This window comes from Paenibacillus amylolyticus (assembly GCF_001570725.1).
In the GTDB taxonomy this organism is placed as follows: Bacteria; Bacillota; Bacilli; order Paenibacillales; family Paenibacillaceae; genus Paenibacillus; species Paenibacillus amylolyticus_A.
In genome coordinates, this window is the sequence record NZ_BCNV01000003.1 from 54764 (window position 1) to 81097 (window position 26334).

Sequence of the window (26334 nt, forward strand, 5' to 3'; positions counted from 1 at the left end):
TGTTTGTGGATATTTTGGCTACGTTGGAGACGTGCCTATGGTTAAAGTTGTACAATGACGTAAAGATACAGGACAAGGACGTGGTCTAATTTATGATTCGTACACTCGCTATTACACGAGAGCATCAAGTCTCCGTTAACGTACCACTTACACAGTTGGATTTGAACGATTACGCCTGGGTATGGGCCGATTTTAACCAGCCAACGGAAGAGGAAAGCCGTTTGCTGGATACATATTTTCATTTTCACCCCTTAGCTATAGAGGACTGTCTGCATGTGTTGCAGCGGCCGAAGCTCGATTATTATGATAATTTGCAGTTTCTTGTACTGCATGCACTTAATCCATCCACTTTGGAAGCCGAGGAGGTGGACTTGTTTCTCGGAGCGAACTTCCTTGTTTCCTTCCATCATGGTGTGTTGGAGGAAGTGGATGAAGCGTGGGAACGCTTGTTGCACCATGCACATGAACGAACCATCTGGGCGAGAGGTCCGGTGGCAGCAGCGTATACGGTGATGGACAAGCTAGTCGATCATTATTTCCCGTCTCTATTTGCCATTGAGGATGAACTGGCTGAACTGGAGAACCGGGGTGGACAAGAGTCGGTTGAAGACTTGATGAACCAGGTGTTTGATCTGCGGACTCGATTGCTGAAGCTTAGAAGAACCGTAGTACCGATGCGGGATCTGCTCTATCGGGTGGTGAACTCCCAGCATGTGCAGCGAACAGGTGAACATACGGCTTATTTTACCGATATCTATGACCATTTATTGAAGCTGACAGACATGATCGAAGCCGATCGGGAGATGACCGCTGACCTGCGCGACAGTTATATTTCCCTGAACTCGAACCGGATGAATCAGATCATGAAGACACTCACGGTGATTACGACCGTATTTATGCCGCTCACACTGATTGCGGGTATATATGGCATGAACTTTGCCTATATGCCTGAGCTTCAATGGAAGTTTGGGTATGGTGCGGTGCTTCTGTTAATGTTTGTGCTTGGCGGGAGTATGGTGGCTTGGTTTGTGAAGCGGGGATGGTTTAAGTAGAAATGTTATACCTTACTGCTCCGTATACAGTTCCACCCTTTCGGTGATAAGCGCAAGCTATTGCGAGCAGATCATCAGAAGAAGATTGCATAGCTGAAGCAACGTTTGTTACATATAAAAAGGCCACTGGACAAGGATCTCGAGCAGGATTAACTGTCGGGAGATGATGCTTGCCAGGTGGCCTTTCTGATTCTTCTATAGAAGTTTTGAAAATAAATGTATCCACATGTGAATAACTATTCCGCAGCAATAAGCTGTGTATAACTTACGATGTCTTCCTGTTACTCCATTTCAAGGACAAAAGAAGTCGTTGCTGCCGCTTTACCATTCACAACAATTGTTAGCGTATGCAGACCGGCATAATATTTTCTCGTTGTGATGACTTTGAAAGATTGTTTGGTGGCTACCTTGGTTCTTCCTGTCGGGTACATTTTATCGGAGCATTTGAATCGTTTGGGAGCCTGCTTGCCGTTCGCCTTCATGTAGCCCATCTCATATTCAATTCTCAGCATCTGAGACTCGCCACTCTCATTGACCACATCAAATGAAAAATGAAGATCCTCGCCAATAGCGACTGTATCGTGGGCAAGCTGAAGTTGCTCAATGTGAATCGCATCCTGCTCGTTGTAACCAAAAAGGCTTAGCGCTTTGCGATGTCCTTTCTTCAGTAATGATCTGCTGGCATGCCGGACAATCCAGTCCGTGTGCGTATGTTGTCCGTACCAGGTCGTGGCTAGATCCATCACCAGTTCAGGGTGGTCTTTGGAGATGTCATTCAGATGATTGGCCACACTTTTCCGGACATAGAGGGACTCGTCCGCTTTTAACGCGTGAAGAATTGGCAGTACAGGTGTTGGATCGGTGATGAATCCCTGGAGTTTAGCTCCCCATGGCAAACGGGGCCGACTACCTTCACTGGCAAGTCTGCGAATATGCTCGTTGTTGCTATCTGCCCACGCCATCATATGTTTCATGGTTTGGATCGGATAACGATCAATAAACGGGCGTACCGCGAACTCGGAGCTGGAATAAGGTGTGAAGACGGTCAGATATTTCATGGATAGCTCGTAATCTTCTGGGTCCAGTCCGTTCACTTCGATAAAATCCGGTACAAACAGATATTCAACGCCTCTCATATGGGGGGCAGCTTGTTCGATGATATGTAATGATTCTTCATAATTATCGGGCAACACTTGGGTCAAGGCCAGTGTGATTCGACGAATCCGTGCTTTGAACTCCAACTGTTCCCAACCCTCAGCGAACACTAATTCATGAAATTGCTGGGTATCCAGCTTCGGGTAGAATTGACGCAACAATTCACCAGTCCGACCGATTAATGCGGGAGTGTATTTGTCTTTGAAAAGTTCCATGGTCCGCCTCCTTTAGTTACTATCCAGTATACCTCAAATGACAGGAATAAGAACATAAGTTCCTGAATTTTCTATGTATATTGAAGAAAAGAGTTAAGGCACCCACCTTCTATAAGGGGGTGCCTGGATGGGTTTAACCTTTGCGACTTTTGGGACGGCGCTTCGTGGAATTGGATTTGCGGCGGATTGGCGTCGTGTTGCGACGACGTGGGACACTCGTTGGTTTGTTCTGGCGCTTGCGCTTACGTTTCCGGGGAGTCTTATATTCTTCATAGTCTGCATCAGCCGCGCTATCATTCGATTTTCCTTTTCCAAAAGGCAGAATGCCCATAACGAGCTTCATCATCGGAGCCATCTGCTGGATGCCGCCGACGACCTTCTGCATTTTGCCTATTCCACTCATGATTCCATCAATCCCGCCGAAGCGGTCGATCATTCCTTTTAACTCACCAATGTTAGCTAACGAAAAACCGGAACCGCCTGTTGAAGCAGGCGCCTGTACCGGAGCTGGGGGGACCACCTGGGCTCCACCTCCATAAAAGTTCCCGCCAGGGACACCTTGCCCATAGGGTACGATGGCTGATGCTTCGACTTCACCAAAGCCCGGGTAATGAGGCTCTACGCCAGGATACATCGGTTGGATCTGAGTTTCATTCAAAGACCGCGGAACCACACCGGGCGGCATATAGGCAGAAGTATGTGCCTGCCGATGAGCATGAGAAGACGGACGCTGCCCTTGTGCTGGCTGGCGGTGATAATAATGCTGTGGCATGAACGATCACGTTCCTTCTATGTTGGATTTCGGAATTGCGTTCCATGAGTTACATGACAGATGAACATCATAGACCCTACTGGAACTCCCTTTTGCTATACTGTATGTCATTCGCGGAGAGACGGCGTAGGCGGGTATCCCGGAAAACGGGATATTTGCGGATTTGGGCGCGTAGACATGCTGGGAGGTATCCATACAGGAAAATGCAGTTTAGACACAAAATTGTAACAATTAGGTTGATTGAATTCCTACATAAGTAATCGGAAATATACAGGTGAAAACTGGGATATAGCGCGATAATTTCGCTAGATGTGCGCGAGGGGAGGACAATAGTACCTTTTGTAAGCGGTAACATGTATTTTTATTCTGTAGTGCGTGAAATCGGTAACGCTTGAAATACCAACTCAGGGTGAGTACAATGTAGGTACACAGTAACCGCTAGGGGATGATGATGAAATGCAGCTGAAAAAGCTAAATGATAAAAGCATTGAACAACTATTTGAGGCTATTTTGACTCTAAAAGATATTGAAGAGTGTTATGTCTTCTTTGATGACCTCTGCACCGTAAACGAGATCCAATCCATGTCACAGCGACTTGAAGTGGCTCGTATGTTGGGCAAAGGCAATACGTATAACCAGATTGAAGCTGAGACGGGTGCGAGTACTGCTACGATTTCACGTGTCAAACGCTGCCTGAATTACGGCAATGATGGTTATAAAATGACGCTGGAACGCCTGGGACGCTAACATGAAGAAGCCGGGTGTACTCATCATCAGTCACGGTTCTCAGGAGCAGACCTGGGTGGAATCCGTCGATGACGCGATCTCCCGGTTAAATCTGCCCCGCCCGTTGCCAGTTGAAGCCGGATTTCTTGAATTGGTGGAAGGACGCCTGATCCAGGACGGTATCGACCGACTGGAAGCGCAAGGCGTAACCGATATGCTGGTTGTACCTTTATTCGTTTCATCTGGAAGTACACATGTGGATGAAATTGAATTTGCCATTGGTGCAAAGGAAGCACCTGAGCGGGAAACAGATCTGGAACCGTTCCAGGTCACAGCGCGGGTTCACTTTGGTTATCCAGTGGATAATGATCCGGATATTGCAGTGATGGTGTGGGACAAAGTCCGATCGCTCTCGCAGCAACCGGAGAAGGAAACGATTCTGCTGGTAGGGCACGGTAGTATTCATGATGGATTTCGCGAGCGTTGGGAAGCGGGAATTTCCTCTCTTGCACAGCGTGTACAGGAAGTTAGTGGCGTAGCCCATATGGATTATGCATTGTTGAATCCAGAGAGTGTGTACGACAAAGTGAAGTATTGGAGCGAAGAGCGGGGGAACCGAGTCATTGTGGCGCCGCTGTTTTTGAGTGCCGGTTACTTCACGAGGAACGTAATCCCGGACCGGCTGAAGGAACTGGATTATGTGTACAGCGGTGAGACGCTGTTGCCACATCCATTGCTTGGGCAGTGGTTGGAGCGCCAGATCCAGATTTTGCTGGAAAGATGTAATGAGGTCTAAGTTTCCTTCTTGAAGTGACCACTCTGGCGCAGTTGTGTGAACGCATTGTTCCGGTAATGTTGTCAGTGGAATAGAATTCATTAGGTTCATTTTTGCATAAAACAATTAAACCACGTCCTTGGACGTGGTTTTTTTTGTGATGATTGAAGTAATCGCAACCCTCGTTTATTCCTCGAATACGGCTCTGTCGATAACACATTTTTACGACAAGGATCGATAGTTTTCCCCTATTCCTCGATTGGAATTATCTATATGCTAATGCATTGACTGCCAAGGACAGGCAATGCTATCCTCTTCATTAAGTTAAATTCATAGTATTCTTATGTGATTTATTATTTACCATTTTAGTAAGCGGGGAGAGAATTCATCTTATGTTTCGCATTGAGCCAAGAGTACAGGGGGTTACCGATGAGCTGCTAGAGCTGTATTCGGATATTAGTCCATCAACAATCGGACATATGACTGATTTTGGTTTTCTAAATGGCTTGCAGCCACTGTTCCGTCCCATTCGATTGCTGGGCAATGCCGTCACTGTACGCATTCCTCACCTTGACGCATCGGCAATCCGTCACGCCTTTGAAATTGCCCAGCCGAACGACATTATCGTTGTGGATATGTCAGGCGATGACCAGCGGGCATGCTGGGGTGAATTTGTAACGTATGCAGCATTGGACAAAAAAATTGCCGGAGCGATTATATCTGGCTGTGTGACCGATGTTCGTCCGATTACAGAGCTACGATTTCCCATTTACTCCAAAGGCATTAGTGCACTAACCACTCGTTCATTGCAACTTGAGGGTGAGGTCAACACACCGGTGAGTGTCAGCGGCGTCAGTATTCAGCCTGGCGATCTGATCGTTGGTGATGATGATGGTGTCTTTGTCATTAATCCGCGCTATGCCAAGGAGATCGGGGTCATTGCCCAGGACAAGCAGCGTAAGGAAGAGCAACGCCGGCAGGAACTCGGGTATGGGAAGCTCCTTGCATCCCATTCCGCACATCACGAGGCAGCAGATCATGAAGGGGGAAGCACGAGATGAAAAAAAGACCTTTTATGCACAAGTTTGGCGGTATCCTGATTGCCTTATCACTGTTTGCCGTTGGCTGTGGCAACGGGGCCGATTCGAACACGAATAGCAATTCATCTGCAAGCAATAGCAGTGGCTCAGCCGAGAACGCTTCGCTCAAGGGTCTGACCATTGCTCTAACAGGGGATGCCATTGGCTTCGATCCCCAGAACTCCACCGATTCCATCTCCAGTTTAATTAGTTATCAGATCTATGACCGTCTGGTTACCTTCAATGACAAGCTTGAAATTGTCCCGCAGCTGGCCGAGAGCTGGACGACATCCGACGACGGCAAAACATGGACCTTCCAACTACGCCAAGATGTGACGTTTCAGGATGGAACCCCCTTTAATGCGGAGGCGGTAAAGACAAACTTTGATCGTCTGATCAATCCGGATAAGAAGCTTTCCCAATATGCAACGCTGGGGCAGTTCATTGAATCCGTCACCGCAACGAGTGATTCCGAGGTTGTGTTTCAGCTGAAAGAGCCGCAAGGCGCATTTTTGAACAATATTGCAGTGACCTCCGGTAGTATCATTAGCCCCAAATCCATTCAGGAAAATGAAGAAGGTATTGCCAAAGAACCTGTAGGCACAGGTCCCTTCAAGCTCAAGAGCTGGAGTTCAGGTAATGAGGTTGTGCTTGAAGCCAATGAGCAATATTGGGGTGGCAAACCTGGTGTAAGTGGCATTACGTTCAAGACCGTAACTGAAAATGCTGCTCGTGTCATTATGCTTGAATCCGAGGAAGCTGACATCATCGATAAAGTGCCAGCTACAGACATTGAACGCCTGTCCAATGATAGCAACTTTACGGTGAATACCCGTTCCACCAACCGTGTGGGGTATATCGGCATTAACACGAAGCATGCACCATTTGATGATGTGAAGGTTCGCAATGCTCTTAATCTGGCGATCGACCGCGAAACGTTGGTCAAGAAACTGTATGAGGGACGTGTTGAAGTTGCCACTTCGTTTATTTCTAAAAATTCCTTTGGTTATGCGGACGTAGGTGCCTACGCTTACGATGTGGAAGCCGCGAAGAAGCTCCTGCAAGAAGCAGGCGTTGCGGAAGGAACGCCACTGCGTATTATTCTCGCAGCCAATACAGTTCAGGATCGTCCTGCTGCTGAATTCGTACAGAACAGCCTTCAACAGCTGGGATTCAAAGCAGAGCTACAGGTGCTTGAACTTGCCTCTTATCTCGATGCACTCAAAAATCCGGACAGCTATGATCTATTTGTCCGAGGCGCGTCATCCGTTACTGGTGACGGGGATGCTCTGCTTAGGGACAGTTTCCTCTCCACAAGCAAGTCCAATTACGCTTTTTACAATAATCCTAAGGTAGATGAACTCATTCTTGCAGGTGGTCAAGCGCTGGATAAGGAAGAACGCCAAACTGCGTACAATGAGGCTCTGCAACTGATTAAAGCGGATGCACCATGGATTCCACTGTACGAAGATAGTGTTCAAGTCGGTTATTCGAGCAAGGTTGAGGGCATTACATTCCTGCCTTCACTGTTATGGGATCTGCGTGGTGTGAAGTTCAAATAAGCTGAAGGGTGCCGTGCAGACGGCACTTTACCATATGTGAAGCAATGAATGAATGGGCGTATGAACGAAAGAAAGTACGAATCTAAGACTGAAGTGAAGATGAGGTTTTGTAAAAAACAAATTAGGAGTGTGAGTACAGCAATGACCTTTCAACTCGTTATGGCACAGTTCGGGTCGTCCAGTACTAAACAGGAGAACCTAGATAAAGCGGAAAAAGCACTAGAGGAAGCAACGCGTATTCATCACGCAGATATCGTTGTTTTCCCGGAAGCCTTCATGAGCTTCTACCAAATCGGCACGCCGCGGGAACAGAAGCTGGAAGATGCAGAGCCGCTCGATGGGCATTTCGCGACAACGATGCGCGCACTTGCCAAGCAATATGGTGTCTGGGTTGTATTCGGTACGCGGGAGACGACGGAGGATTCCGATGACGATCGGGTCTATAACACGGCTGTCATCATTGATTCCGATGGGGAGATTGTAAGCAGCTATCGCAAAACCCATCTATACGATGCTTTCGGTGCGAAGGAATCACGTGATATTAAACCGGGCACAGCATTGTTCGAGCCAATCGATACGCCTTTTGGCAAACTGGGATTGTTCGTATGTTATGAGCTGAGATTTCCGGAGATTGCTCGTTACCAAGCACTGCATGGTGCGGACATCATTCTGGTTCCATCCGGCTGGGTACGCGGACATGTCAAAGAGCAACATTGGGAAACACTCGTCACTGCACGAGCATTGGAAAATACCGCATATGTCGTTGCCGTGAACCAAATCAACGAGTTTTATATCGGGCAGAGCCTGATTGTTGACCCGATGGGGGTTGTCGTTGCACGTGGCGACGAGACGGAGACGTTAATTCCTTACCGCATTGACCTGGAGCGGGTTTGCGATGTTCGTGCCAAGCTCCCTTCCCATTTGCATAGACAAGCTCATTTGTACGGCTAACCGTCAGGATGGCCTGAACCGGGCAATCAGCCAGGAAGGAGCACAACGTGTTTAACTATATTCTGAAACGATTGCTTCAAATGATACCTACCTTAATCGGTGTTTCTCTACTCTCGTTCGTCATCCTTCAGCTTGTTCCCGGTGATCCGGCAGAGCTTATTGCCGGGATGGATGCGAGTCCGGAGGAAGTTCAGATCATTCGGGAGCGACTGGGCACGGACAAACCGATGTATGAGCAATATGTGCAGTACAATCTGCAATTGCTGAAAGGTGATCTTGGCACGTCGATGCGTTCGGATAATCCGGTCCTTCAGGAAATTCTGGAGCGTTTTCCGAACACGGTGATTTTGACATTGCTTGCCACGCTTGTAACGATTGTCATTGGCTTATTCACCGGGGTGATCGCTGCAACCAAGCCAGGTAGTGCACGGGATCACGCTTCAATGGCCTTTTCGTTATTCGGTATATCGATGCCGGTGTTCTGGCTAGGTATTATTCTGATTCTTCTTTTCGCATATTATATTCCCATTCTGCCTTCTGGAGGCAGTAGCGAATTTAAGCATTTCATACTGCCTGCTCTGGTACTTGGCATATCCTCCGCTGCTGTACTTGCCCGCCTGACGCGATCCAGTATTCTTGAGGTGATCAATCAGGATTACATTCGGACAGCCAAGGCCAAGGGAGTGCGCGAGTGGCTCATTATTTATAAGCATGCACTTAAAAATGCCTTCGTGCCTATCATTACCGTCATTGGAATGGAAATCGGCAATCTGCTAGGTGGAGCGGTGCTGACGGAGACGGTATTTTCGATGAACGGCCTAGGCAGATATATCATTCAATCGATTCAATTCCGGGATTACTCGGCTGTACAGGGGAGCATTCTGTTTGTCGCCTTTATTTTTGTCATTATTAATCTGCTCGTAGACCTGTGTTATGCCGCGGTAGATCCGAGAATACGCTATGACCGGAAGGAGGCATAACCGTGAGTGAACCCAATGCTGTGCCCATATCCGTCCAGGTAAGTCCAGCAGCTGCACCCATCAGAAGTGGATTGTTAAGGCAGATTCTGAAGAGGGTAGGCAGCAATAAACGCTCGATGATTGGCCTATGGATCGTCACCTTGTTTATTTTGATCGCGATTCTGGCGCCATGGATTTCTCCGTATGATCCACTGGAACAAAATATGGATAAGCTGCTGCAATCACCATCTCTCAGTCATCCATTAGGAACCGATGAGTATGGAAGAGACATGCTCTCGCGTATCTTTTACGGTTCACGTATTTCGTTGATGGTCGGCATAGTAGGTGTGGTTATCTCTGTCGTATTTGGCGTCGCACTCGGCACAATCGCTGGTTATTTCGGGGGCAGAATCGAAGCGCTGATTATGCGCATTACCGATATTTTTATGGCTTTCCCAGGCTTTTTGCTTGCGCTGGCCATCGTTAGTGTTCTTGGACCCGGCATGATGAATCTAATGATTGCCATCGGCATATTCTCAGTTCCGTCGTTCACCTGGATCTCCCGCAGTGCGGTGCTCTCTATTAAGAGCAAAGAGTATATTGAAGCATCGAGATCCATGGGAGCGAAGCATAGCCGAATTATTTTCAAACATATTATTCCGAACAGTATCGCTCCAATCATCGTGCTCTCCACGTTGCGGGTTGCAACAGCCATCCTGTCCGCATCGGGACTGAGCTTTCTGGGGATGGGGGCTCAACCGCCTTCACCGGAGTGGGGGACCATGCTGAGTACGGGCCGGGAATTCCTGCGAGCTGCACCTCATATCTCTATCGTGCCAGGTGTGGCGATTATGCTTGTTGTTCTGGGCTTCAATATGCTGGGGGATGGACTGCGCGATGCGCTTGATCCCAAGATGAAGGTATAGTTTGCTCCGCTTCACGAGGAATGGCAGCAGACAACAAGAGCGCAGCTTACTGTACCGGAAATGACAAGGAGGGCTCGCGTTGAAACGCAAATTACTTGAAATGAAGGCACTCAAGACGTATTTTCACACAAGCGAGGGTGTCATTCCTGCAGTAGACGGTGTCGATATTACGATCTATGAAGGGGAGACGGTTGGTATTGTTGGTGAGTCTGGTTCTGGCAAAAGTGTTACCTCGTTAACCGCCATGCGATTAACGCAAGGAAAGGTTGAAGGCTCCGTTACCTTCGATGGCAAAGACATTCTTGCCCTCTCCGAGAAGGAGATGCGAACGGTAAGAGGTAACGAAATGGCGATGATCTTCCAGGAGCCGATGACTTCGCTCAATCCGGTGTTCACGATTGGTGACCAGATTCGGGAAGCGATCCGCAATCATCGGAAAGTCAGTCGATCCGAGACCAAAGAGAGAGCGATCGAATTGTTGCGGCTTGTCGGTATTCCACGCCCTGAGCAGATTCTGTATGAATACCCACATCGCTTGTCTGGTGGCATGAGGCAGAGGGTTATGATTGCCATGGCAATGGCCTGTAGTCCGAAGTTGCTCATTGCCGATGAGCCAACTACCGCGCTGGACGTTACCATTCAAGCGCAAATTTTGGAGCTTATGCAGCAGCTGAAGGCTAGCGAAGGGACTTCCATTTTGCTAATTACCCATGACCTCGGCGTTGTTGCGGAGATGTGTGACCGTGTAGCCGTGATGTATGGCGGTCAGATTGTTGAAGAGTGCGATGTACTGACACTATTTACGAATCCGAAGCATCCCTATACACAGGGGCTGATCAAATCGATGCCAACACTCGACACCAATGAACGCAGGCTCTATTCCATTAAAGGTAGCGTTCCCCCGCCTGGCAGTTTGAGACAAGGCTGTCGTTTCAGCCCCCGCTGTGAATATGCGCAAGATATTTGTCATGAACGGCTGCCACAGCTGGAGACGGTAGAGGTCGGACACACAGTCAGATGCTGGCTTCATGCAGATGCGAAGGAGGCGATTCTATGAATGAGCCGCTGCTTGAGGTGAACAATCTGAAGAAGTATTTTCCGATCAAGAAAGGCGTTTTTAATCGTACGGTGGGACAAGTGAAGGCCGTAGACGGCCTGAAGTTTACGATCTATAAAGGGGAGACACTGGGGCTCGTTGGAGAGAGTGGATGCGGCAAATCAACAACAGGTCGGACATTACTACAGCTTCTTCGTCCAACAGAAGGTGAAATTATCTATGAGGGACGAAACATGGTTGGACTGCCGCCAGAAGAGCTACGCAAAATGCGAAAAGATATGCAGATGGTATTTCAGGACCCGTACGCCTCCCTCGATCCCCGCATGACTGTAGGCGAGCTCATCGCTGAGCCTCTTGATATCCACCAGACAGCAACCGGTAAAGAACGAGCCAGGCGTGTAGATGAGTTGTTGGAAATTGTCGGCTTAAGCAGCCGTCATGCAGACCGCTATGGTCATGAGTTTAGTGGGGGACAGCGGCAGCGGATTGGTATTGCCAGGGCACTTGCTTTGAATCCGAAGCTCATCGTTGCCGACGAGCCTGTATCCGCGCTGGATGTTTCCATTCAATCACAGATTATTAATCTGCTTCAGGATTTGCAGGAGCAATTCAAGCTGACCTACTTGTTCATCGCCCATGATCTAAGCGTGGTTAAACATATTAGCAGTCGTATTGGTGTGATGTATCTGGGTGGCATCGTTGAGCTTGCGGATAAAAAAGACTTATTCGAAGCACCATTGCATCCCTATACACAGGCGTTATTGTCGGCAGTACCTAGTCCGAACCCGCTGATCAAGAAGGAGCGAATTGTGCTACAAGGGGATGTGCCCAGTCCAGCCAATCCGCCTTCCGGGTGCAGTTTTCATACGCGTTGTCACGCTTGTATGGATATTTGCCGGACGGATAAGCCGGAGTTGCAGGATGTGGGAGGTCGTTACGTCGCCTGTCATCTGTATGCCGAGGTTTAAACGAAGCATTCTAATTATTTTTTCACATAACTATACCGACAGGAGAGATCACGATGACACAGAGCCGTAAACTTAGAGAGATTAGCTGGACGGTGTTCGAGGAATATAAGAAGCAAACGGAGCTTGTGATTATCCCCGTAGGCGCAATCGAGGTATATGGTCCTCATCTGCCCCTTGGCTCGGATGGTCTGCTTGCGGATCGGTTAGCCGAGTTGGTAGCCGAACGTGTCGGTGCGGTTATTGGACCAACGGTGGAAGCTGGTGATTCCAATGTCCTGAATGATTTTCCCGGAACCATTACAATTCGTCCGGAAAGTCTGAAGGCGTATCTTGGCGATATTGTACATAGTGTGATTACATGGGGGTTCAAACGTATCCTTTTTATCAATGGTCATGCCGGTAATGTCCCGGTGATTAATCAGATTGTTCATCAGCTTCGGGAACAGCATGGTGACGTGCAAGCCGCGCAGATTGATTGCTGGCGATTCATCAAAGCACAAGATCATGGCATATCCGAATCCGGCAAATGGGCTAACGGTCACGCGGCGGAGATTGGCACCTCGGTACTGCTGCATCTGCACCCTGAGCTCGTAAATCAGGATAAGATCGCAGATGAAGTACCTTCCTATGAAGATTCTTTTCCGGAAATCGTGAAATATGGCCGCCTGTCGTCCATCTCCAAGTCGGGTGTGGTCGGTTCTCCGTCATTCGCTACCAAGGAAAAAGGTGAGGCATTAGTTCAGCAATCGGTGGATCGCATTGTTCAATTTCTTCATGAGGTCTGGGACATCAAATGATGAAGGGCTGGAAGATCAGATGATGAGGTATGGAGGGTAATAACACATTATCATGAGTTTCGAGAGGAGCATAATCTGTGCACATTATAGATCTGCATTGTGATTCGCTGTTTAGAATATGGCTTGCCAAGGGTCAACTCTCCTTCCATGACGCACCTGAGCTGGAGACCAGCAAACAACGCCTGATCGAAGGTGGGGTTAAGGTGCAGGGATTCGCAGTATTCGTGCCTCCCAATCTGAATGATACGGAGAAGTTTCAATCTGCGCTGGATCAGATCCACTATTTTTATGAGGAAGTGTTGGAGAAAAATCAGGACATCAAACACATCACCCGTTGGAGTGATATTGAGCAGTTGCAGGAGCATGAGATCGGTGCCTTTCTTACGCTGGAAGGAGTTGATCCTATCGGGAATGACCTCCATAAGCTAAGCATTCTGTATCGCCTTGGAGTCCGCTCGGTCGGCTTGACCTGGAACTATGCTAATCTCGCTGCGGATGGGGCTTTGGAGCCTAGAGGGGCGGGGCTGTCCGCATTTGGATGTAATATCATTGAGTTTAACAATAAGCATAAAATCCTGACGGATGTCAGTCATTTGAACGAACGCGGTTTTTGGGACACCCTCGACATTGCCGATTATCTGATCGCGAGTCATTCCAATGCAAAAGCGGTATATGATCACCCTCGGAGCCTTAGCGACGAACAGGCCAAGGCACTCTTTGCCAAAGATGCTACGATACATGTGGTCTATTTCCCTGAGTTTATCAAATCTGCTGCAGAGGGTAACGCTACGATCGCTGATCTGATCAAGCATATTGATCATTTTTGCTCTCTTGGAGGAGTAAGCAACATTGGTCTGGGTTCTGATTTTGACGGAATCACCAGCCATGTTGAACAGCTCGAACATGCTGCCCAAAGCCAAAATCTGATTAATGAGTTGCTTAAACAATATTCGGAAGAGCAGGTGCGGGGCTTTGCCTACAATAACTTCCTACGGCGTGTAAATTCGCTATAGCTTGAGATGAAGCTGTGGCGGGAGATTAATGGACGTCCTCTACGCCTGCATAGACTAGTCTTTCAGGGAGAAAGGGTGTTCATTTTACCGCTAACGCAGGCAGGCTCAGATGGAGTTCCAGCAATGCGATTAACTGGTCAACCACCTCTTCCGCAGGATAAGGCATGGCATTCATAATCCACCATTCCACCAGGCCAACGGCAGCAGAAGCAAGAAACTGTGTCGTTATCTCTTTATTCATGCCTCCTTGGACGCCGCATGCATTCATTTGTTCCTCAACGCCCTGAATCATAAGCGTCATCAGCTTTGCTCGGAATGCAGGAATCCCTTCTTTGGTTAGAAGCGTGGTATAGATGGCTGCATGTTCTTCGAGATGGCGGAAGGTGCGGAGCAGGGCGTCCTTCGCAGTTAGCGGAGTCTGAACATGATCATTCATGCAGGCTTCTACTAATTGTTGCAGATAGGTTTCAATGCATCGGTCCAGCAGATCAAACTTGTCTGTATAATGCAAATAGATCGTTCCCCGGTTAACATTCGCTCGATCGGCAATGTCATTGATGGTCATTTGCTCGAAATCCCTTTCTGCCAGCAATCCCACAAAAGCCTCCATAATGGCCTTTCTTGTTTTTAGCACGCGTCTGTCCATGGCGTCCTCCTTTAATATTTTATATCTCTGCTATTTCTCAAATTTTTTATGATTATCAACAATAATGAGTATTTCGTTGATTATTGAACGAAAGCGGATATTTTAGCGATTGAAGCACGCCAGTTGCTTTGATACTCTTATTTTATCAACAAATGTTCATAAAGCAACGGATATTGATAAAATATGAAATAGAGGGATAGACAATGAAGATATTAGTGTATGGTGCAGGTGTTTTGGGCAGTCAACTGGCGCAAGTTCTGGTGCGTGGTGGCAATGATGTCACTATTCTGGCTAGAGGGAAGCGGGCAGAGGAGCTGGAGAAGGATGGAATCGTTATCCGGCATGTTTTCCAATTCAAAACGACAGTTGATCCGGTTCGGGTAGTCAGAACGTTGGAGGCAAATGACCAATATGATCTGATTTTTGTTGTCATGAAATACAACGATTTTCCTTCCGTGTTACCTATTCTGGCAGAGAATCAGAGCAACAATATTGTGATCGTGGGAAACAACGCAGATGCACGAAGTATGCAGACCTATCTGGAAGAGCATAGTCCGAGGGAAAAACAGGTCGCGTTCGGATTCCATGTAAGTGGAGGTAGGCGTGACAAGGACCGCATGTTATCCATCGGTGGAGGGAGCGCACAAATGGTGATCGGCAGTCTGGACGGTGAGATAGGCTTCAAACCTTTGCTGGATCAAGCTTTCCAACGTGTGAAATACAAGCTAAATTATTTAAGCGATATTGATGCCTGGCTGAAAAGCCATATCATCCCCATTCTAATGCTTAATGCAGTGAGTTTTAATGAGCAGTATGAGTTAAAAAAACTGGATGGCAACAAGCGGCAACTTGTGCATATGATTGAGGCGATGGATGAGGGTATCAGTGTACTGGAGGCTATGGGTATATCGGTTATACCAGAGATTCAAGGCAGATTGATTCGTAAACATAAACGCATGTTGTATCTATTATTGAAAATCTATAGCCTTCTTCCGATGCATAAACTTTTAGCTGGTGTTTTTGGTGAAATCGAAGCGTTAAGTGACGCATTCACGAATTGGAAAAAGACAACAGGCACCCCGACTCCCCATTGGGATGTATTGAAAAGAGATTTTACTCGCCTTAAATGAAATGTTGCTCATTGCCCCAATACCGACTACAATAAAACCAACTAATAAAATGGGGATAAGGAGATATGCAAATGCGGGAAGTGCCCATGCGCTATGTGAAAGCGAATCAGGTTGGTATTGTATTGTTTGTTTTGCTCTCGTTTGTGTTCAATCCTCTGGTAGTTCTGGGGGTGCTGTGGGTCATTCAGGTGGTCGGGCTGGCTTCCGGTGGCAAATTGAATCTGTTCGTACAGATTGGCAAAGCCGTGCTGACTGGTAAAGGTACAGAAACGCAGGCGGTGGAGCTACAGCGATTCAACAATATTCTGGCCGTGCTCTTCCTGTCTCTGGCACTCATCTCGTTCTCGCTAGGCTGGGTAGTCGCAGGTTATGTATTCTCCATCATGCTTCTCGCGGCTGCAAGTGCGGCTCTGCTGGGTTATTGTGTGGGCTGCACGGTGTATTTCTGGTACAAACAGCTGCGTGCAGGGAGAAAAATTGGATTTTAAGGTTGGCTGAAGAAACGATACGATGACAGGGCTGAAAAGGTAAGCTATCGATTCACTATAGCCTTATATGAAAATCCCCCTCAAGTGAGCTGTTCACTTGAAGGGGATTTTTTTATCTAAACCAAGCCTTGTTCAGATTGTTGGTGAAATTGTTATCGTTGAAAGGCACGTTAGCGCTACCGAAGTTTGTCGTGTTAAGTGCATTTCGTGCTGCAGAAGTCAGATCGTCCCATCCGATCAAAGGCTGAGTTCCACCAACAGCGCTGGTAACGCCGAGCTCATGGTTTAGCGGCCAGGTACTATTATAGGAAATTAACGGATGGTTACCTTGTGTGTTGCTGCTGCTTGGTGTGACGTTGGTGAACTGGCCGTGACCGGAATACGCGATGGAGAGGATTTGGGGATTGGTCGCTGCCGGATTATCTACCCACACGACGATTCCTTCCCAATCATGACGATGGCCGAGTCCGGAGGAGGGGGAGTCTTTGGGAAAATACCACGAATACATGATGGCCCATGCCCCATTATGCCAGGCGGAACGGGAGTAGACCTGTCCTGTACTTGAGCTACAGTTTCCATTCGATGACCCGGAGGTATTCAAGCCGGCGCTGGTATTGCCCTGTTGGTCCACTGCGGGGAAAGGCACGCATCCATGATAGACTTTTAGAAAAGGTTGAAAAAGCTTAGCTGCTTGTTGCGTTACGGTGACTGGTGTAACTTCCTGGAATCCGACAACCTGATCATGATTAATTTCTGCCGCTTCAACAATGGTGACCCAGGGAACACAGGCCATAAGCGCAACCATGAGCATTAACACGATTTTTTTCATTCACAGTTCTCCTTCACAGGTATGATGTGGTGCGGGGTTGAGGATACACTAAGACTATAGTGGAAAAAGGTTTGTTTTATTTATCTTTTCATCTTAAGATTTGTAAATTTGTAGCATATCTATGTCATAATAATATGAAAGTACCGAAGACTAATTCCTGCCCAAGCGGGCAGAATGGTTGATTAATGAGACTATTTTACAAAAAAGGTAGTGGAACAGATTCAAGATAGGTATGAGAGGTTTATTGGGTAATAGGCAGATTAGCGGGTACGGATATGAAAGAATATACTTATACATTACAGGCTAGGACATCTTTACATTTGATGATATGATAGGAGATAAAGGCTTTGGAATGAGACGGAATTCCTGATGCATAGATATAGGTAAGACGAAAGATTAGAGCAGCATTAACGGAAGTTCATTATTGTGTAAAAAATATGCCCTTTGGTGGACTCGTGCAACGTAAGAATATGAGGTCGTTCAGACTCATGGATAATGTGGAATAGGTGGCGTATGAGATGAAAAAAGCTCGCTTAATATATAATCCGACCTCAGGCCGGGAAGAAATGAAGAAACGTCTGGCTGATATTTTGCAGCGTTTGGATCAAGGTGGTATTGAAGCTTCATGTCACGCAACAACGGGTGAAGGTGACGCAACCCGGGAAGCTGAACTCGCGATTGAACGCGGCTATGACATGATTATTGCTGCTGGCGGCGATGGTACATTGTACGAAGTGATTAACGGTATGGCCGAGCGGGAGAACCGTCCTCCGCTGGGTGTGTTTCCTTTGGGAACGACGAATGATTTTGCACGTGCACTCGGCATTCCGAGACAGTGGGAAGATTACGTGGATCTGGTCATTAACCAGCAGCTTCGTCCGCTCGATCTGGGCAAGGCCAATGATAAATATTTTATCAACATCGCCGGTGGTGGCTCATTGACTGAACTGACCTATGAAGTACCAAGTCGTCTGAAAACGATGATTGGGCAACTGGCCTATTATATGAAGGGTATTGAGAAAATGGCGAGTCTGTCTCCACAGGAGTTGATTATTCGCGCCGACGGTCAGGAAGAGATCCATGATGAATTCATGTTATTCCTTATCGCCAATACCAATTCAGTCGGAGGCTTCGAGAAGCTGGCTCCAGGTGCAACCATTGATGATGGTCTGTTCGATGTGATCGGTGTCCGCAAATGTAATCTTGCCGACATGATCCGCCTCGTAACGCTCGCGCTGCGTGGGGAGCATCTGAACGACAAGAAAGTGGTTCATTTCCAGACGAGTCATATGGAAGTTACGTCACCGGGATATGTACAGTTGAACCTGGATGGAGAGTTAGGCGGCACGTTGCCAGCTACATTTACGAATTTGCGTCATCACTTGATGCTGTATCGTTAAGAATGTGGGGGTAGGGGGTGATGTTGGCCGCTTGCGGAAAGTATCGATGCCGAGGTGGTTGTTGCATAGCATCGCATAAGTGGTGAGGAGAGTTGGATTCAGCTCTGCCGTAAGGCGAGATGGAAGTGCATTTTCCAGTTGCTGTGTATGGTGGGATCGCGTATAATCTCATGTGGTCACCCGTGTGTTGAGCTTAACGAACTCGAAAAGCCTTAATGTGGCGAAATGGTCGAACCTGCGAATCTAACGAATCTCAGCATCGTTATTTTGGAGAAAATGACCGAAAAAGGTCGGAAAACACCATCTTAGGATGATATAACGTTTCTGAAGTTCATTAGAAATTCGGAACGTTATTTTTGATGTGATACCATATAAGAAGAAAGAAGTGAATGTACGTTGTCAAATACGAACCGCAGCGGTCGTGGAAAAAACCGCCGGAATTCGGCTGCCTCTCAGGGGCAAGGGAACGCTTCAGCGTCCCGTCAGCCAAGTCAATCATCTCGTCCATCTACACGTCAGCAGGGAAAAGAGGTGCGGCCACAAGGCGCATCTCTTTCTTCCGTTCGTCCAAAGGGGAGAGCGCGTGAATCTGCACCAATCGAAGGTCTGCCCGTTAGCAAAAATGAAGAGACCGTCATCGACATCATTGGTATGAACCATGACGGTGAGGGTGTAGGTCGTGCGAATGGATACACGCTCTTCGTGCAGGGGGCGCTACCAGGTGAAACCGTGCGTGTGCGCGTGATGAAGACCAAAAAGCAGTACGGCTACGCCAAACTGCTGGAGATCGTGAAGGCAAGCCCGGATCGAGTGTCCGCGCCATGCCCGATCTATGATCAGTGCGGTGGTTGTCAGATCCAGCATATGAGTTATGCTGGACAGCTTGCGTGGAAACGCCAGTTGGTGATCGATAATTTGCAACGGATTGGCAAGTTGAACGTGATGGTGGAGGATGCAGAAGATACGGAGCAGGGCATTCGCGTACTGCCTACGATGGGCATGGACGAGCCATGGCGCTATCGGAATAAGGCACAGGTGCCGATTGGAGCAGCCGAGGGTGGTCTGGTAGGTGGTTTTTACGCTAAAGGAAGTCACCGGATCATTGATATGGAGAGCTGCCTTATCCAACATGAGCACAATGACGAAGTGGTTGCGAAGGTCAAGGAAATAGGCAGCCATTTTGGAATTAGCGCATATAACGAAGAGACAGGTCGCGGTTTGTTGCGCCACGTGGTTGTGAAGAAGGCGTTCCGTACTGGCGAGATGATGCTTGTTCTGGTCACCAATGGCCGAGACATTCCGTACAAAGACGAATGGATTGGCAGTATCCGTGAAGCGATTCCCTATGTAGCGAGTATCTGCCAGAACGTGAACAAGAAACAGACCAACGTCATCTTCGGCGATGAGACCCGTGTCCTGTGGGGCCGTGATGTAATCTATGATTATATCGGTGATGTACAGTTTGCGATCTCGGCCCGTTCATTCTATCAGGTGAATCCGGTGCAGACGGAAGTGCTGTATGGGAAGACGGTAGAGTATGCTGGACTGAGTGGCAAAGAGACTGTGATTGATGCCTATTGCGGCATCGGTACGATTTCTCTTTTCCTCGCGCAACATGCGGATCAGGTGTATGGGGTAGAGATTGTGCCTGAAGCGATCGAGGATGCGCGTAGCAATGCCATGTTGAACGAGATGCGTAACGTTAAGTTTGAAGTTGGTGCTTCCGAGGACGTTATTCCACGCTGGAAAGAACAAGGCATCGAGGCCGACGTGATCGTTGTCGATCCGCCGCGTAAGGGCTGTGATCCACGCTTGCTTGAAACGATTCTGGAGATGAAGCCGGAGCGAGTGGTGTATGTGAGCTGTAATCCGAGCACATTGGCACGTGACTTACGTGTGCTGGAGGATGGCGGGTATCGCACGGTTGAGGTAACGCCGGTGGATATGTTCCCACATACGGTGCATGTGGAGTCGGTGGCGATGTTAGTTAGGGACTAAGGACAATTGATATCTAAGAGATTATCGTCTGATGCAAATATCCTTGGTTTATATAACAGAGTACTCGAAGCAGAATTACCGCAAATATGCTTAAGGTTCTAAACTGAAGAAGACTAACAGATGATAAAGAAATGAAAGACGCTGGGAAGAAATTTACCCAGCGTCTTTTTTGTCAGTTTGCCTTTTAATCTATACTAAATGGATCCTTGGATTTATCTGAAGCTGCTGTCTGTACTTTACAGGCGGCAGCTTTTTCAAATTCCATGGTCCTCAATCATGATTGTAATAGAGATCGTTAATCAATCGATTCCATTTGCAGCTCAGCACAAATCATTCGTTCAGGCGATTTTATTATAGGAGGGAACCGCTACTCAATGCTGAATATTGTCGATTCAATCATAGACATCATAAATTTTACTTTTTTCCACTTTGCAATAAAGATGGAATCTGATAGGATAAGTTTATAAATACGATGGTTTTAGTGAGGATTAAAAGGAGGCCGCCTTGCCATGCAAGAATTAACACATCTGGATCAACTTGAGGCTGAAGCGATATACATTATCAGAGAAGTAGCAGCGGAGTGCGAGAAACCGGTCATGTTGTATTCCATCGGCAAGGACAGCTCGGTCATGCTGCACTTGGCCCTAAAGGCTTTCTACCCCGAGAAGCCGCCGTTCCCATTCATGCATATCGATACAACCTGGAAATTTAAGGAAATGATTGAGTTCCGCGACCGAAAGGCGAAGGAATTTGGTATCGAAATGATCGTGCACTCTAATGAAGAGGCTATTCAACAAGGAATCAACCCCTTCGATCATGGTTCCGCATATACCGACATTATGAAAACCACAGCCCTGAAGCAGGGATTGGACAAATACGGATTCACGGTTGCGTTCGGTGGCGGAAGACGTGATGAGGAGAAGTCGCGTGCGAAGGAGCGGATTTTCTCGTTCCGGAACAAGAACCACTCGTGGGACCCGAAGAACCAACGTCCGGAGATGTGGAAGCTGTTCAACACGCGAATCAACAAGGGAGAGAGCATTCGAGTCTTTCCGCTGTCCAACTGGACTGAGAAGGATATCTGGCAATACATTCGTCGGGAGAACATCGATATCGTTCCGCTTTACTCCGCGGACGTAAGACCGGTCGTTAATCGTGACGGGCATATCATCATGGTGGATGACGAGCGGATAAAGCTTGAGCCTGGCGAGAAGGTAGAGATGAAGAAGATTCGCTTCCGTACGTTGGGTTGTTACCCGCTCACGGGCGGAGTCGAGTCCGATGCCGTTACGCTGGATGAGATCATTGAGGAGACATTGGGTGCGTTATCTTCCGAACGTACCAGTCGGGTTATCGATCAAGAAGCGGCGGGAAGCATGGAACGACGCAAACGGGAGGGCTATTTCTAACATGAAGAGTCTACTTAAATTCATTACCTGCGGAAGTGTGGATGATGGCAAGTCCACGCTGATCGGACATATGCTCTATGAGGCCAAGCTGCTGTTCGCCGATCAAGAACGCGCGCTTGAGCTCGATAGTCGATTGGGAAGCCGAGGCGGCAAAATCGACTACTCGCTGCTCCTCGATGGTTTGCTGGCTGAACGCGAACAAGGGATTACCATTGATGTGGCATATCGTTATTTTACGACGTCTCATCGTTCCTTCATCGTAGCGGACACACCGGGACACGAAGAGTATACGCGCAACATGGCTGTAGGCGCTTCCTTTGCCGATCTAGCCATCATTCTAGTGGACGCTACCAAAGGCATCATTACCCAGACCAAACGCCATGCTCGGATCTGCGCCCTGATGGGGATCAAGCATCTCGTATTGGCTGTGAACAAGATGGATCTGGTTGGCTTCGATCAGAGGACGTTCGAGGCGATTAAGGAAGAGTTCATTCAAACGACGGCTGAATTCCAAATCAAGAGCATCCAGGTCATTCCCGTGTCCGCTACGGAAGGGGACAACATTACAACCCAGTCGCCGAATGCACCCTGGTACGAGGGGTTAGCTTTATTGCCTTATTTGGAAAGTATAGATGTTCATACTACCGATGATACGAAGCCTTTCATGATGCCGGTTCAGCGTGTAAGCAGACCGGACCATACGTTCCGTGGGTTCCAGGGCCAGATCGAGGCTGGAAATATTTCGGTCGGAGACGAACTCATGACTCTGCCAAGTCGGGAGAAAGCCAAGGTTAAGCGGATTTTGGTGACGGACCAAGCTCAGGATTCGGCTTATGCTGGCCAACCGGTTACGATACAACTGGACCGCGAAGTGGATGTCTCGCGGGGCTGTGTGCTCACGATAGACAATCAAGTCCAAGAAGCTGACAGCTTCGCTTCTACGATCCTGTGGATGGACGATTCCGTCCTGACTCCAGGCAAGCATTATTGGGTAAAGGTCGGAACGAAGACTCTTCCGGGCACTGTAACGGCGATTACCCATAAAATTGACATTAACACGGGCCATACCGTTCCGGCCGATCAAATTGTTAAGAACGAATTGGCCAAGTGTGAATTCACACTGTCAGATCAGATCGTCTTCGATTCCTTTGAACACAATAAGAGCATCGGAGGTTTTATCCTCATTGATCGTGTCACTAACATGACGTCTGCTTGCGGAGTCATCGATCAAGCGCTGAAGGGAGAAAGCCGATTTGCCACGCTGGATACGGGGATCACGAGAGATGTTCGCGCCCAGCAGAAAGGACAATCTCCGCTCACGGTCTGGTTGGCTGGCTCGGATACGGTAGCTCTCGCCAAGGAAGTGGAGAAGCGACTAATGTCATCCGGTTACCATACGATGCTGCTTGAGAGCGTCAGTGGAGAAACGCTCCGCGGTACGGCGGAGATGGCAAAGGTGTTGAACGACGCCGGTCTGATCTCACTGGTATCCCATGATTCTATCAGTGCGGGCGAACTTGAGACAGCTCGAGAGATCATCGGGGGCAAAGGATTTATCGAAGTTAACGCGGAAGAGATCGGCGGAATGTCCACCCAGGATGCCGCGAAATCCGTGGTTAAACGAGTCGTGCAATCCGTTATCGATCACAGTCCTTCGAATAACTACGACATTTAATAAGCATGTCCGATAAAGCGGTTGCCGATCAGGCAGCCGCTTGTTTGTTTCGTCAAGATCCCTTTATATGGGGAGAGGGACCTCTGGATTTGCTTTATCCTGAGGAAGGAGATCTGTATATAACCCTATTGAAGGCTTCTGAATTGATATAAAGCACCGAAAGGGTTCCCCATGCAGGAAGAACTGCATAAGGGGAACCCTTTTTGTCTTTGTTTCAATACCATCCATTAACTACAGTAGTCTAAATCTCCCCATCATCCCAAGCGGTAATTAATACACATGCACATCCGTACCAAGCACGGACTTATTTTGTACCGAATTACCCGATAGATATACCTTTTGCAGATCAGGCAGCTGGCTTAGGGGCTCGATATTGGAAATGGCGTTGTTCTCGAGATGAAGCTTTTCTATGGCTTGCCAGTTGCTCATGAATTCGAGAGAAGCCAGATTGCTGTCTTGCAGAGTGAAGGAACGTAGAGCGGACATATTGGCAAAGTAAGGCATCATTTGGTCAACTTCAGTAACAGAGGTGTTGTTTATACTGAAATATGGCTGCTCTAAGATCAAATGTTCAAGCACGCTGTTCTCCGTGGCCGTCTTTTGTTCAAAGTTCAGCCTACACTCGGAGCACATCAGAGATTTGACCTGCTTCAAACGAAATAAGGCATCGCTTTCCTTGAACAGTGACGAGTCGTAAATGTTTAAGGTCTCTAGGCGGGACAAGCTGTCCAGGGCACCAAGTTGGGTTATTTCATCAATTTCCCAGAGCGAGAGTTGTTCCAGTTTCGGAAATTTCCCCAGCGCAGCCAAGTTCAACTCGCCACTTCCGCCACGGAGCGTCAGACTGGTTGTAGCCGCGGCCTCTAGCCCGGTGAGAAAGGAGCTTGGAATTTCCACTCGCTTTACTTTAGGCAGTGTCAGCGCTTCTGCATTCTCGTAGTAGCCGGACAACGTTAATTCCCGCAGAGAGGGCAGACTGTTTATGGCTTTTACCGAACCAAGCTGACTTAGAGAAGCCAAGCGTAGCGTAGTAATGGAGTTTTTACCGGTCAAGTGCTCCAGATTGGAAAAGTTCACATTTTCGATATCTAGCGTTTGTAGAGCAGGCATATTTTGCACAAAGTCGATGGACTTTACATTCGATAAATAGGACAACTGAAGCTCCTGAAGCTGGGTCAGGGCGTACAGCGGCTGCAGGTCTGTGGCTTCGCTGTAATGTATGGACAAGGATGACAGCCCGGTCATGGACGATAACCATCCGAGTTCATCGACAAAGGTGAGCGACAGGGACTTGATTGGCAATTGGTTTAACAAGTGAAAATCTGTTACGGACTCATCCACATAGGTAATGGATAAAGAGTTCAGATTGGGTAATTCTAGCAACAGGGCCAATTCCTGATTGCTGCGAAGCTGGGTGGTAAGCTCCGTGATTTTAGACTTGTCGCCAAAGTAGCCCGAAAACGTACTAAAGGATTCGTTAAAAGCCCCTCCATAACTTTTTAATCCGGGCATATGGGCCAAAGTGGTTTGGTCCGTCTGGGATATTTCATAGGTATTTGTCAGGTCCAATGCAGTCAGTCCCGTAAAAGCTTCAAAATCTCGCTGATCAATCCGCTGGCTATTCAGTTTCTTGTCCTGAGTAATATAAGTGATCTTCTCGGCTTGTTCATCGCTGAAGGGATCGGAGAGGCTATATGTAAACTTCCACTGATCATTCTCCGAATGCTCTACGGTTAAAAAGCGAAGACGAGCCAATTCCTCCTCTGTCGGCAAGGCGGACCCTTTATCGAAGATATCTCGCAAAAATGAGAGAAGAACCTCGCTTTCAGGCATCTTTCGTACAGGCAGATTGGCTTCTGTTTTTGGATATGTGGAGCTGTTGCTATAATAAAAATATGTACCGATGGCGCCAATTAGGACGAACATCAGTATCAGCATTGCCTTTACGGAGGCAGTATGCTTCAACGGTGCTTTAGGGGGTGTTCCGTGGTAATGATTAATGGTCTGGTCTACGTAATAGACATGATTTTGCTTCAATAAAAGCTCTGTTTCACAATAGGGACACTTTAAAACCTCATCCTTCTTGTATTCAATTCTTCCGTTGCAATTGGGGCAGTTTAGCGGGATAAACGCCACGAATGTCCCCTCCTTCATTATGATGGTCATAAGATCATGCTGAACGGTCATCTGATTTCATTATACCTTGTGAATTTACGTTTGATGAGAGAAAGAAGTTTCACATAGCAAAGGAGCAGGGGAATCCTGCTCCTTTTTGGTCTTATTTAAAGTGTGGCTGGTGGTAGGCATTATTTAATAAAGGTGATCGTGCTTTTTTGAACGATATGTGGTCCATCTGGAGTGAAATAAAAGGTTATTTTCTCCGAATCAACATCTACAATCTGATTTGAAATATCTTTCATATTAATTTCGTTTAAGCTAACCACATCGAAAAGGTCGATGTTTCATTATTCCGAATCTTAATCCGTTAATCTACGGCAAAATGCACAACTGCACTATATAACATTTTGGTACGAATAGGGTCAAATGTTACTTGATGTTGAACTTGCTTCACTCGCAGCATTAGCGCTTTGTTGATTTCAATTCGTTCTTCAATCGCTCGCGCCAGTTCGTGAAAGTCATAAGCCTGCAAGCATTCGACTTTATCTTTAATTATATCCAGTGAAATTTCCATATTTAAGTCATGCCTCCTCCAAATGTGGATCTGCAGGTTAAATGCCTGCCGAGCTTCATT

24 protein-coding genes are annotated in these 26334 nt (G+C 47.6%); 18 read left to right on the top strand and 6 right to left on the bottom strand.

Annotated features, from left to right (window positions below):
- The first annotated feature begins 92 nt into the window (after positions 1-92).
- Positions 93-1052, top strand: a complete 960-nt coding sequence (corA, locus tag PAHA3_RS18540) for a magnesium/cobalt transporter CorA (protein WP_062836233.1) — start codon at positions 93-95, stop codon at positions 1050-1052.
- Between the two features lie 281 nt (positions 1053-1333).
- On the opposite strand, the gene PAHA3_RS18545 is transcribed toward corA, so the two are convergent.
- Together PAHA3_RS18545 and PAHA3_RS18550 are read right to left on the bottom strand one after the other, a co-directional pair.
- Positions 1334-2422 (bottom strand): DNA alkylation repair protein, encoded by a 1089-nt coding sequence (locus PAHA3_RS18545; protein WP_062836234.1) that lies wholly within the window; start codon positions 2420-2422, stop codon positions 1334-1336.
- Between the two features lie 133 nt (positions 2423-2555).
- Positions 2556-3194, bottom strand: coding sequence for a hypothetical protein (locus PAHA3_RS18550; protein ID WP_062836235.1), 639 nt, complete (start codon positions 3192-3194; stop codon positions 2556-2558).
- 456 nt (positions 3195-3650) lie between these two features.
- Between PAHA3_RS18550 and PAHA3_RS18555 the strand changes: the two genes are divergently transcribed.
- The 11 genes from PAHA3_RS18555 to PAHA3_RS18605 all read left to right on the top strand — a co-directional run bounded on the left by PAHA3_RS18555 (position 3651) and on the right by PAHA3_RS18605 (position 14007).
- The gene (locus PAHA3_RS18555) at positions 3651-3941 is read left to right on the top strand and encodes a YerC/YecD family TrpR-related protein (protein WP_017690665.1); all 291 of its coding nucleotides are present in this window, start codon (positions 3651-3653) and stop codon (positions 3939-3941) included.
- A gap of 1 nt (position 3942) precedes the next feature.
- Entirely contained in the window at positions 3943-4716 is a 774-nt protein-coding gene (locus PAHA3_RS18560; protein WP_062836236.1) for a sirohydrochlorin chelatase, read from the top strand.
- A 371-nt stretch (positions 4717-5087) separates the two neighbouring features.
- Positions 5088-5756: an RraA family protein gene (locus PAHA3_RS18565; protein ID WP_062836237.1), complete on the top strand. Its 669-nt coding sequence runs from the start codon at positions 5088-5090 to the stop codon at positions 5754-5756.
- Entirely contained in the window at positions 5753-7336 is a 1584-nt protein-coding gene (locus PAHA3_RS18570; RefSeq protein WP_062836238.1) for an ABC transporter substrate-binding protein, read from the top strand. Before PAHA3_RS18565 ends, PAHA3_RS18570 begins: the two co-directional genes overlap by 4 nt.
- 129 nt (positions 7337-7465) lie before the next feature.
- Positions 7466-8287, top strand: coding sequence for a carbon-nitrogen hydrolase family protein (locus PAHA3_RS18575; RefSeq protein WP_235599502.1), 822 nt, complete (start codon positions 7466-7468; stop codon positions 8285-8287).
- A 47-nt stretch (positions 8288-8334) separates the two neighbouring features.
- Positions 8335-9267 carry a nickel ABC transporter permease gene (gene nikB / locus PAHA3_RS18580; protein ID WP_062836240.1) on the top strand — a complete coding sequence of 311 codons (933 nt, stop codon included), beginning with the start codon at positions 8335-8337 and terminating at the stop codon, positions 9265-9267.
- A gap of 2 nt (positions 9268-9269) precedes the next feature.
- On the top strand, positions 9270-10172 hold the full coding sequence (gene nikC, locus PAHA3_RS18585) for a nickel transporter permease (RefSeq protein WP_082762892.1): 903 nt from the start codon (positions 9270-9272) through the stop codon (positions 10170-10172).
- A 79-nt stretch (positions 10173-10251) separates the two neighbouring features.
- Complete coding sequence (locus tag PAHA3_RS18590) at positions 10252-11229, top strand: ABC transporter ATP-binding protein (protein WP_062836241.1); 978 nt, start codon at positions 10252-10254, stop codon at positions 11227-11229.
- Positions 11226-12197 carry an ABC transporter ATP-binding protein gene (locus tag PAHA3_RS18595; RefSeq protein ID WP_062836242.1) on the top strand — a complete coding sequence of 324 codons (972 nt, stop codon included), beginning with the start codon at positions 11226-11228 and terminating at the stop codon, positions 12195-12197. The genes PAHA3_RS18590 and PAHA3_RS18595 overlap by 4 nt, the downstream gene beginning before the upstream one ends.
- 53 nt (positions 12198-12250) lie before the next feature.
- Positions 12251-12994 carry a creatininase family protein gene (locus tag PAHA3_RS18600; protein WP_062836243.1) on the top strand — a complete coding sequence of 248 codons (744 nt, stop codon included), beginning with the start codon at positions 12251-12253 and terminating at the stop codon, positions 12992-12994.
- 77 nt (positions 12995-13071) lie between these two features.
- The gene (locus PAHA3_RS18605; protein WP_062836244.1) at positions 13072-14007 is read left to right on the top strand and encodes a dipeptidase; all 936 of its coding nucleotides are present in this window, start codon (positions 13072-13074) and stop codon (positions 14005-14007) included.
- A 79-nt stretch (positions 14008-14086) separates the two neighbouring features.
- Here PAHA3_RS18605 and PAHA3_RS18610 read toward each other — a convergent pair whose 3' ends face one another.
- Positions 14087-14653, bottom strand: a complete 567-nt coding sequence (locus PAHA3_RS18610) for a TetR/AcrR family transcriptional regulator (protein ID WP_062836245.1) — start codon at positions 14651-14653, stop codon at positions 14087-14089.
- A 203-nt stretch (positions 14654-14856) separates the two neighbouring features.
- Between PAHA3_RS18610 and PAHA3_RS18615 the strand changes: the two genes are divergently transcribed.
- Together PAHA3_RS18615 and PAHA3_RS18620 are read left to right on the top strand one after the other, a co-directional pair.
- On the top strand, positions 14857-15783 hold the full coding sequence (locus tag PAHA3_RS18615) for a ketopantoate reductase family protein (RefSeq protein WP_062836246.1): 927 nt from the start codon (positions 14857-14859) through the stop codon (positions 15781-15783).
- 71 nt (positions 15784-15854) lie between these two features.
- Positions 15855-16271, top strand: a complete 417-nt coding sequence (locus PAHA3_RS18620; RefSeq protein WP_062836247.1) for a DUF4395 domain-containing protein — start codon at positions 15855-15857, stop codon at positions 16269-16271.
- A gap of 112 nt (positions 16272-16383) precedes the next feature.
- On the opposite strand, the gene PAHA3_RS18625 is transcribed toward PAHA3_RS18620, so the two are convergent.
- Positions 16384-17100: an NPP1 family protein gene (locus tag PAHA3_RS18625; RefSeq protein ID WP_062836248.1), complete on the bottom strand. Its 717-nt coding sequence runs from the start codon at positions 17098-17100 to the stop codon at positions 16384-16386.
- A 518-nt stretch (positions 17101-17618) separates the two neighbouring features.
- On the opposite strand from PAHA3_RS18625, the gene PAHA3_RS18630 reads away from it, so the two are divergent.
- The 4 genes from PAHA3_RS18630 (at position 17619) to PAHA3_RS18645 (ending at position 23582) form a co-directional block, all read left to right on the top strand.
- Positions 17619-18500, top strand: a complete 882-nt coding sequence (locus PAHA3_RS18630) for a diacylglycerol kinase (RefSeq protein ID WP_017690659.1) — start codon at positions 17619-17621, stop codon at positions 18498-18500.
- A 396-nt stretch (positions 18501-18896) separates the two neighbouring features.
- Positions 18897-20498 carry a 23S rRNA (uracil(1939)-C(5))-methyltransferase RlmD gene (rlmD, locus tag PAHA3_RS18635; protein ID WP_062836249.1) on the top strand — a complete coding sequence of 534 codons (1602 nt, stop codon included), beginning with the start codon at positions 18897-18899 and terminating at the stop codon, positions 20496-20498.
- A gap of 509 nt (positions 20499-21007) precedes the next feature.
- Complete coding sequence (gene cysD / locus PAHA3_RS18640) at positions 21008-21907, top strand: sulfate adenylyltransferase subunit CysD (RefSeq protein WP_062836250.1); 900 nt, start codon at positions 21008-21010, stop codon at positions 21905-21907.
- A gap of 1 nt (position 21908) precedes the next feature.
- Positions 21909-23582, top strand: coding sequence for a GTP-binding protein (locus PAHA3_RS18645; RefSeq protein WP_062836251.1), 1674 nt, complete (start codon positions 21909-21911; stop codon positions 23580-23582).
- Positions 23583-23852: 270 nt separating this feature from the next.
- Here PAHA3_RS18645 and PAHA3_RS18650 read toward each other — a convergent pair whose 3' ends face one another.
- Both PAHA3_RS18650 and PAHA3_RS18655 read right to left on the bottom strand, forming a co-directional pair.
- Positions 23853-25619 carry a leucine-rich repeat domain-containing protein gene (locus tag PAHA3_RS18650; RefSeq protein WP_235599503.1) on the bottom strand — a complete coding sequence of 589 codons (1767 nt, stop codon included), beginning with the start codon at positions 25617-25619 and terminating at the stop codon, positions 23853-23855.
- Between the two features lie 448 nt (positions 25620-26067).
- A complete protein-coding gene (locus PAHA3_RS18655) occupies positions 26068-26274 on the bottom strand; it encodes a DUF2536 family protein (protein ID WP_062836253.1) in 207 nt (68 codons plus the stop codon).
- Positions 26275-26334 lie beyond the last annotated feature (60 nt).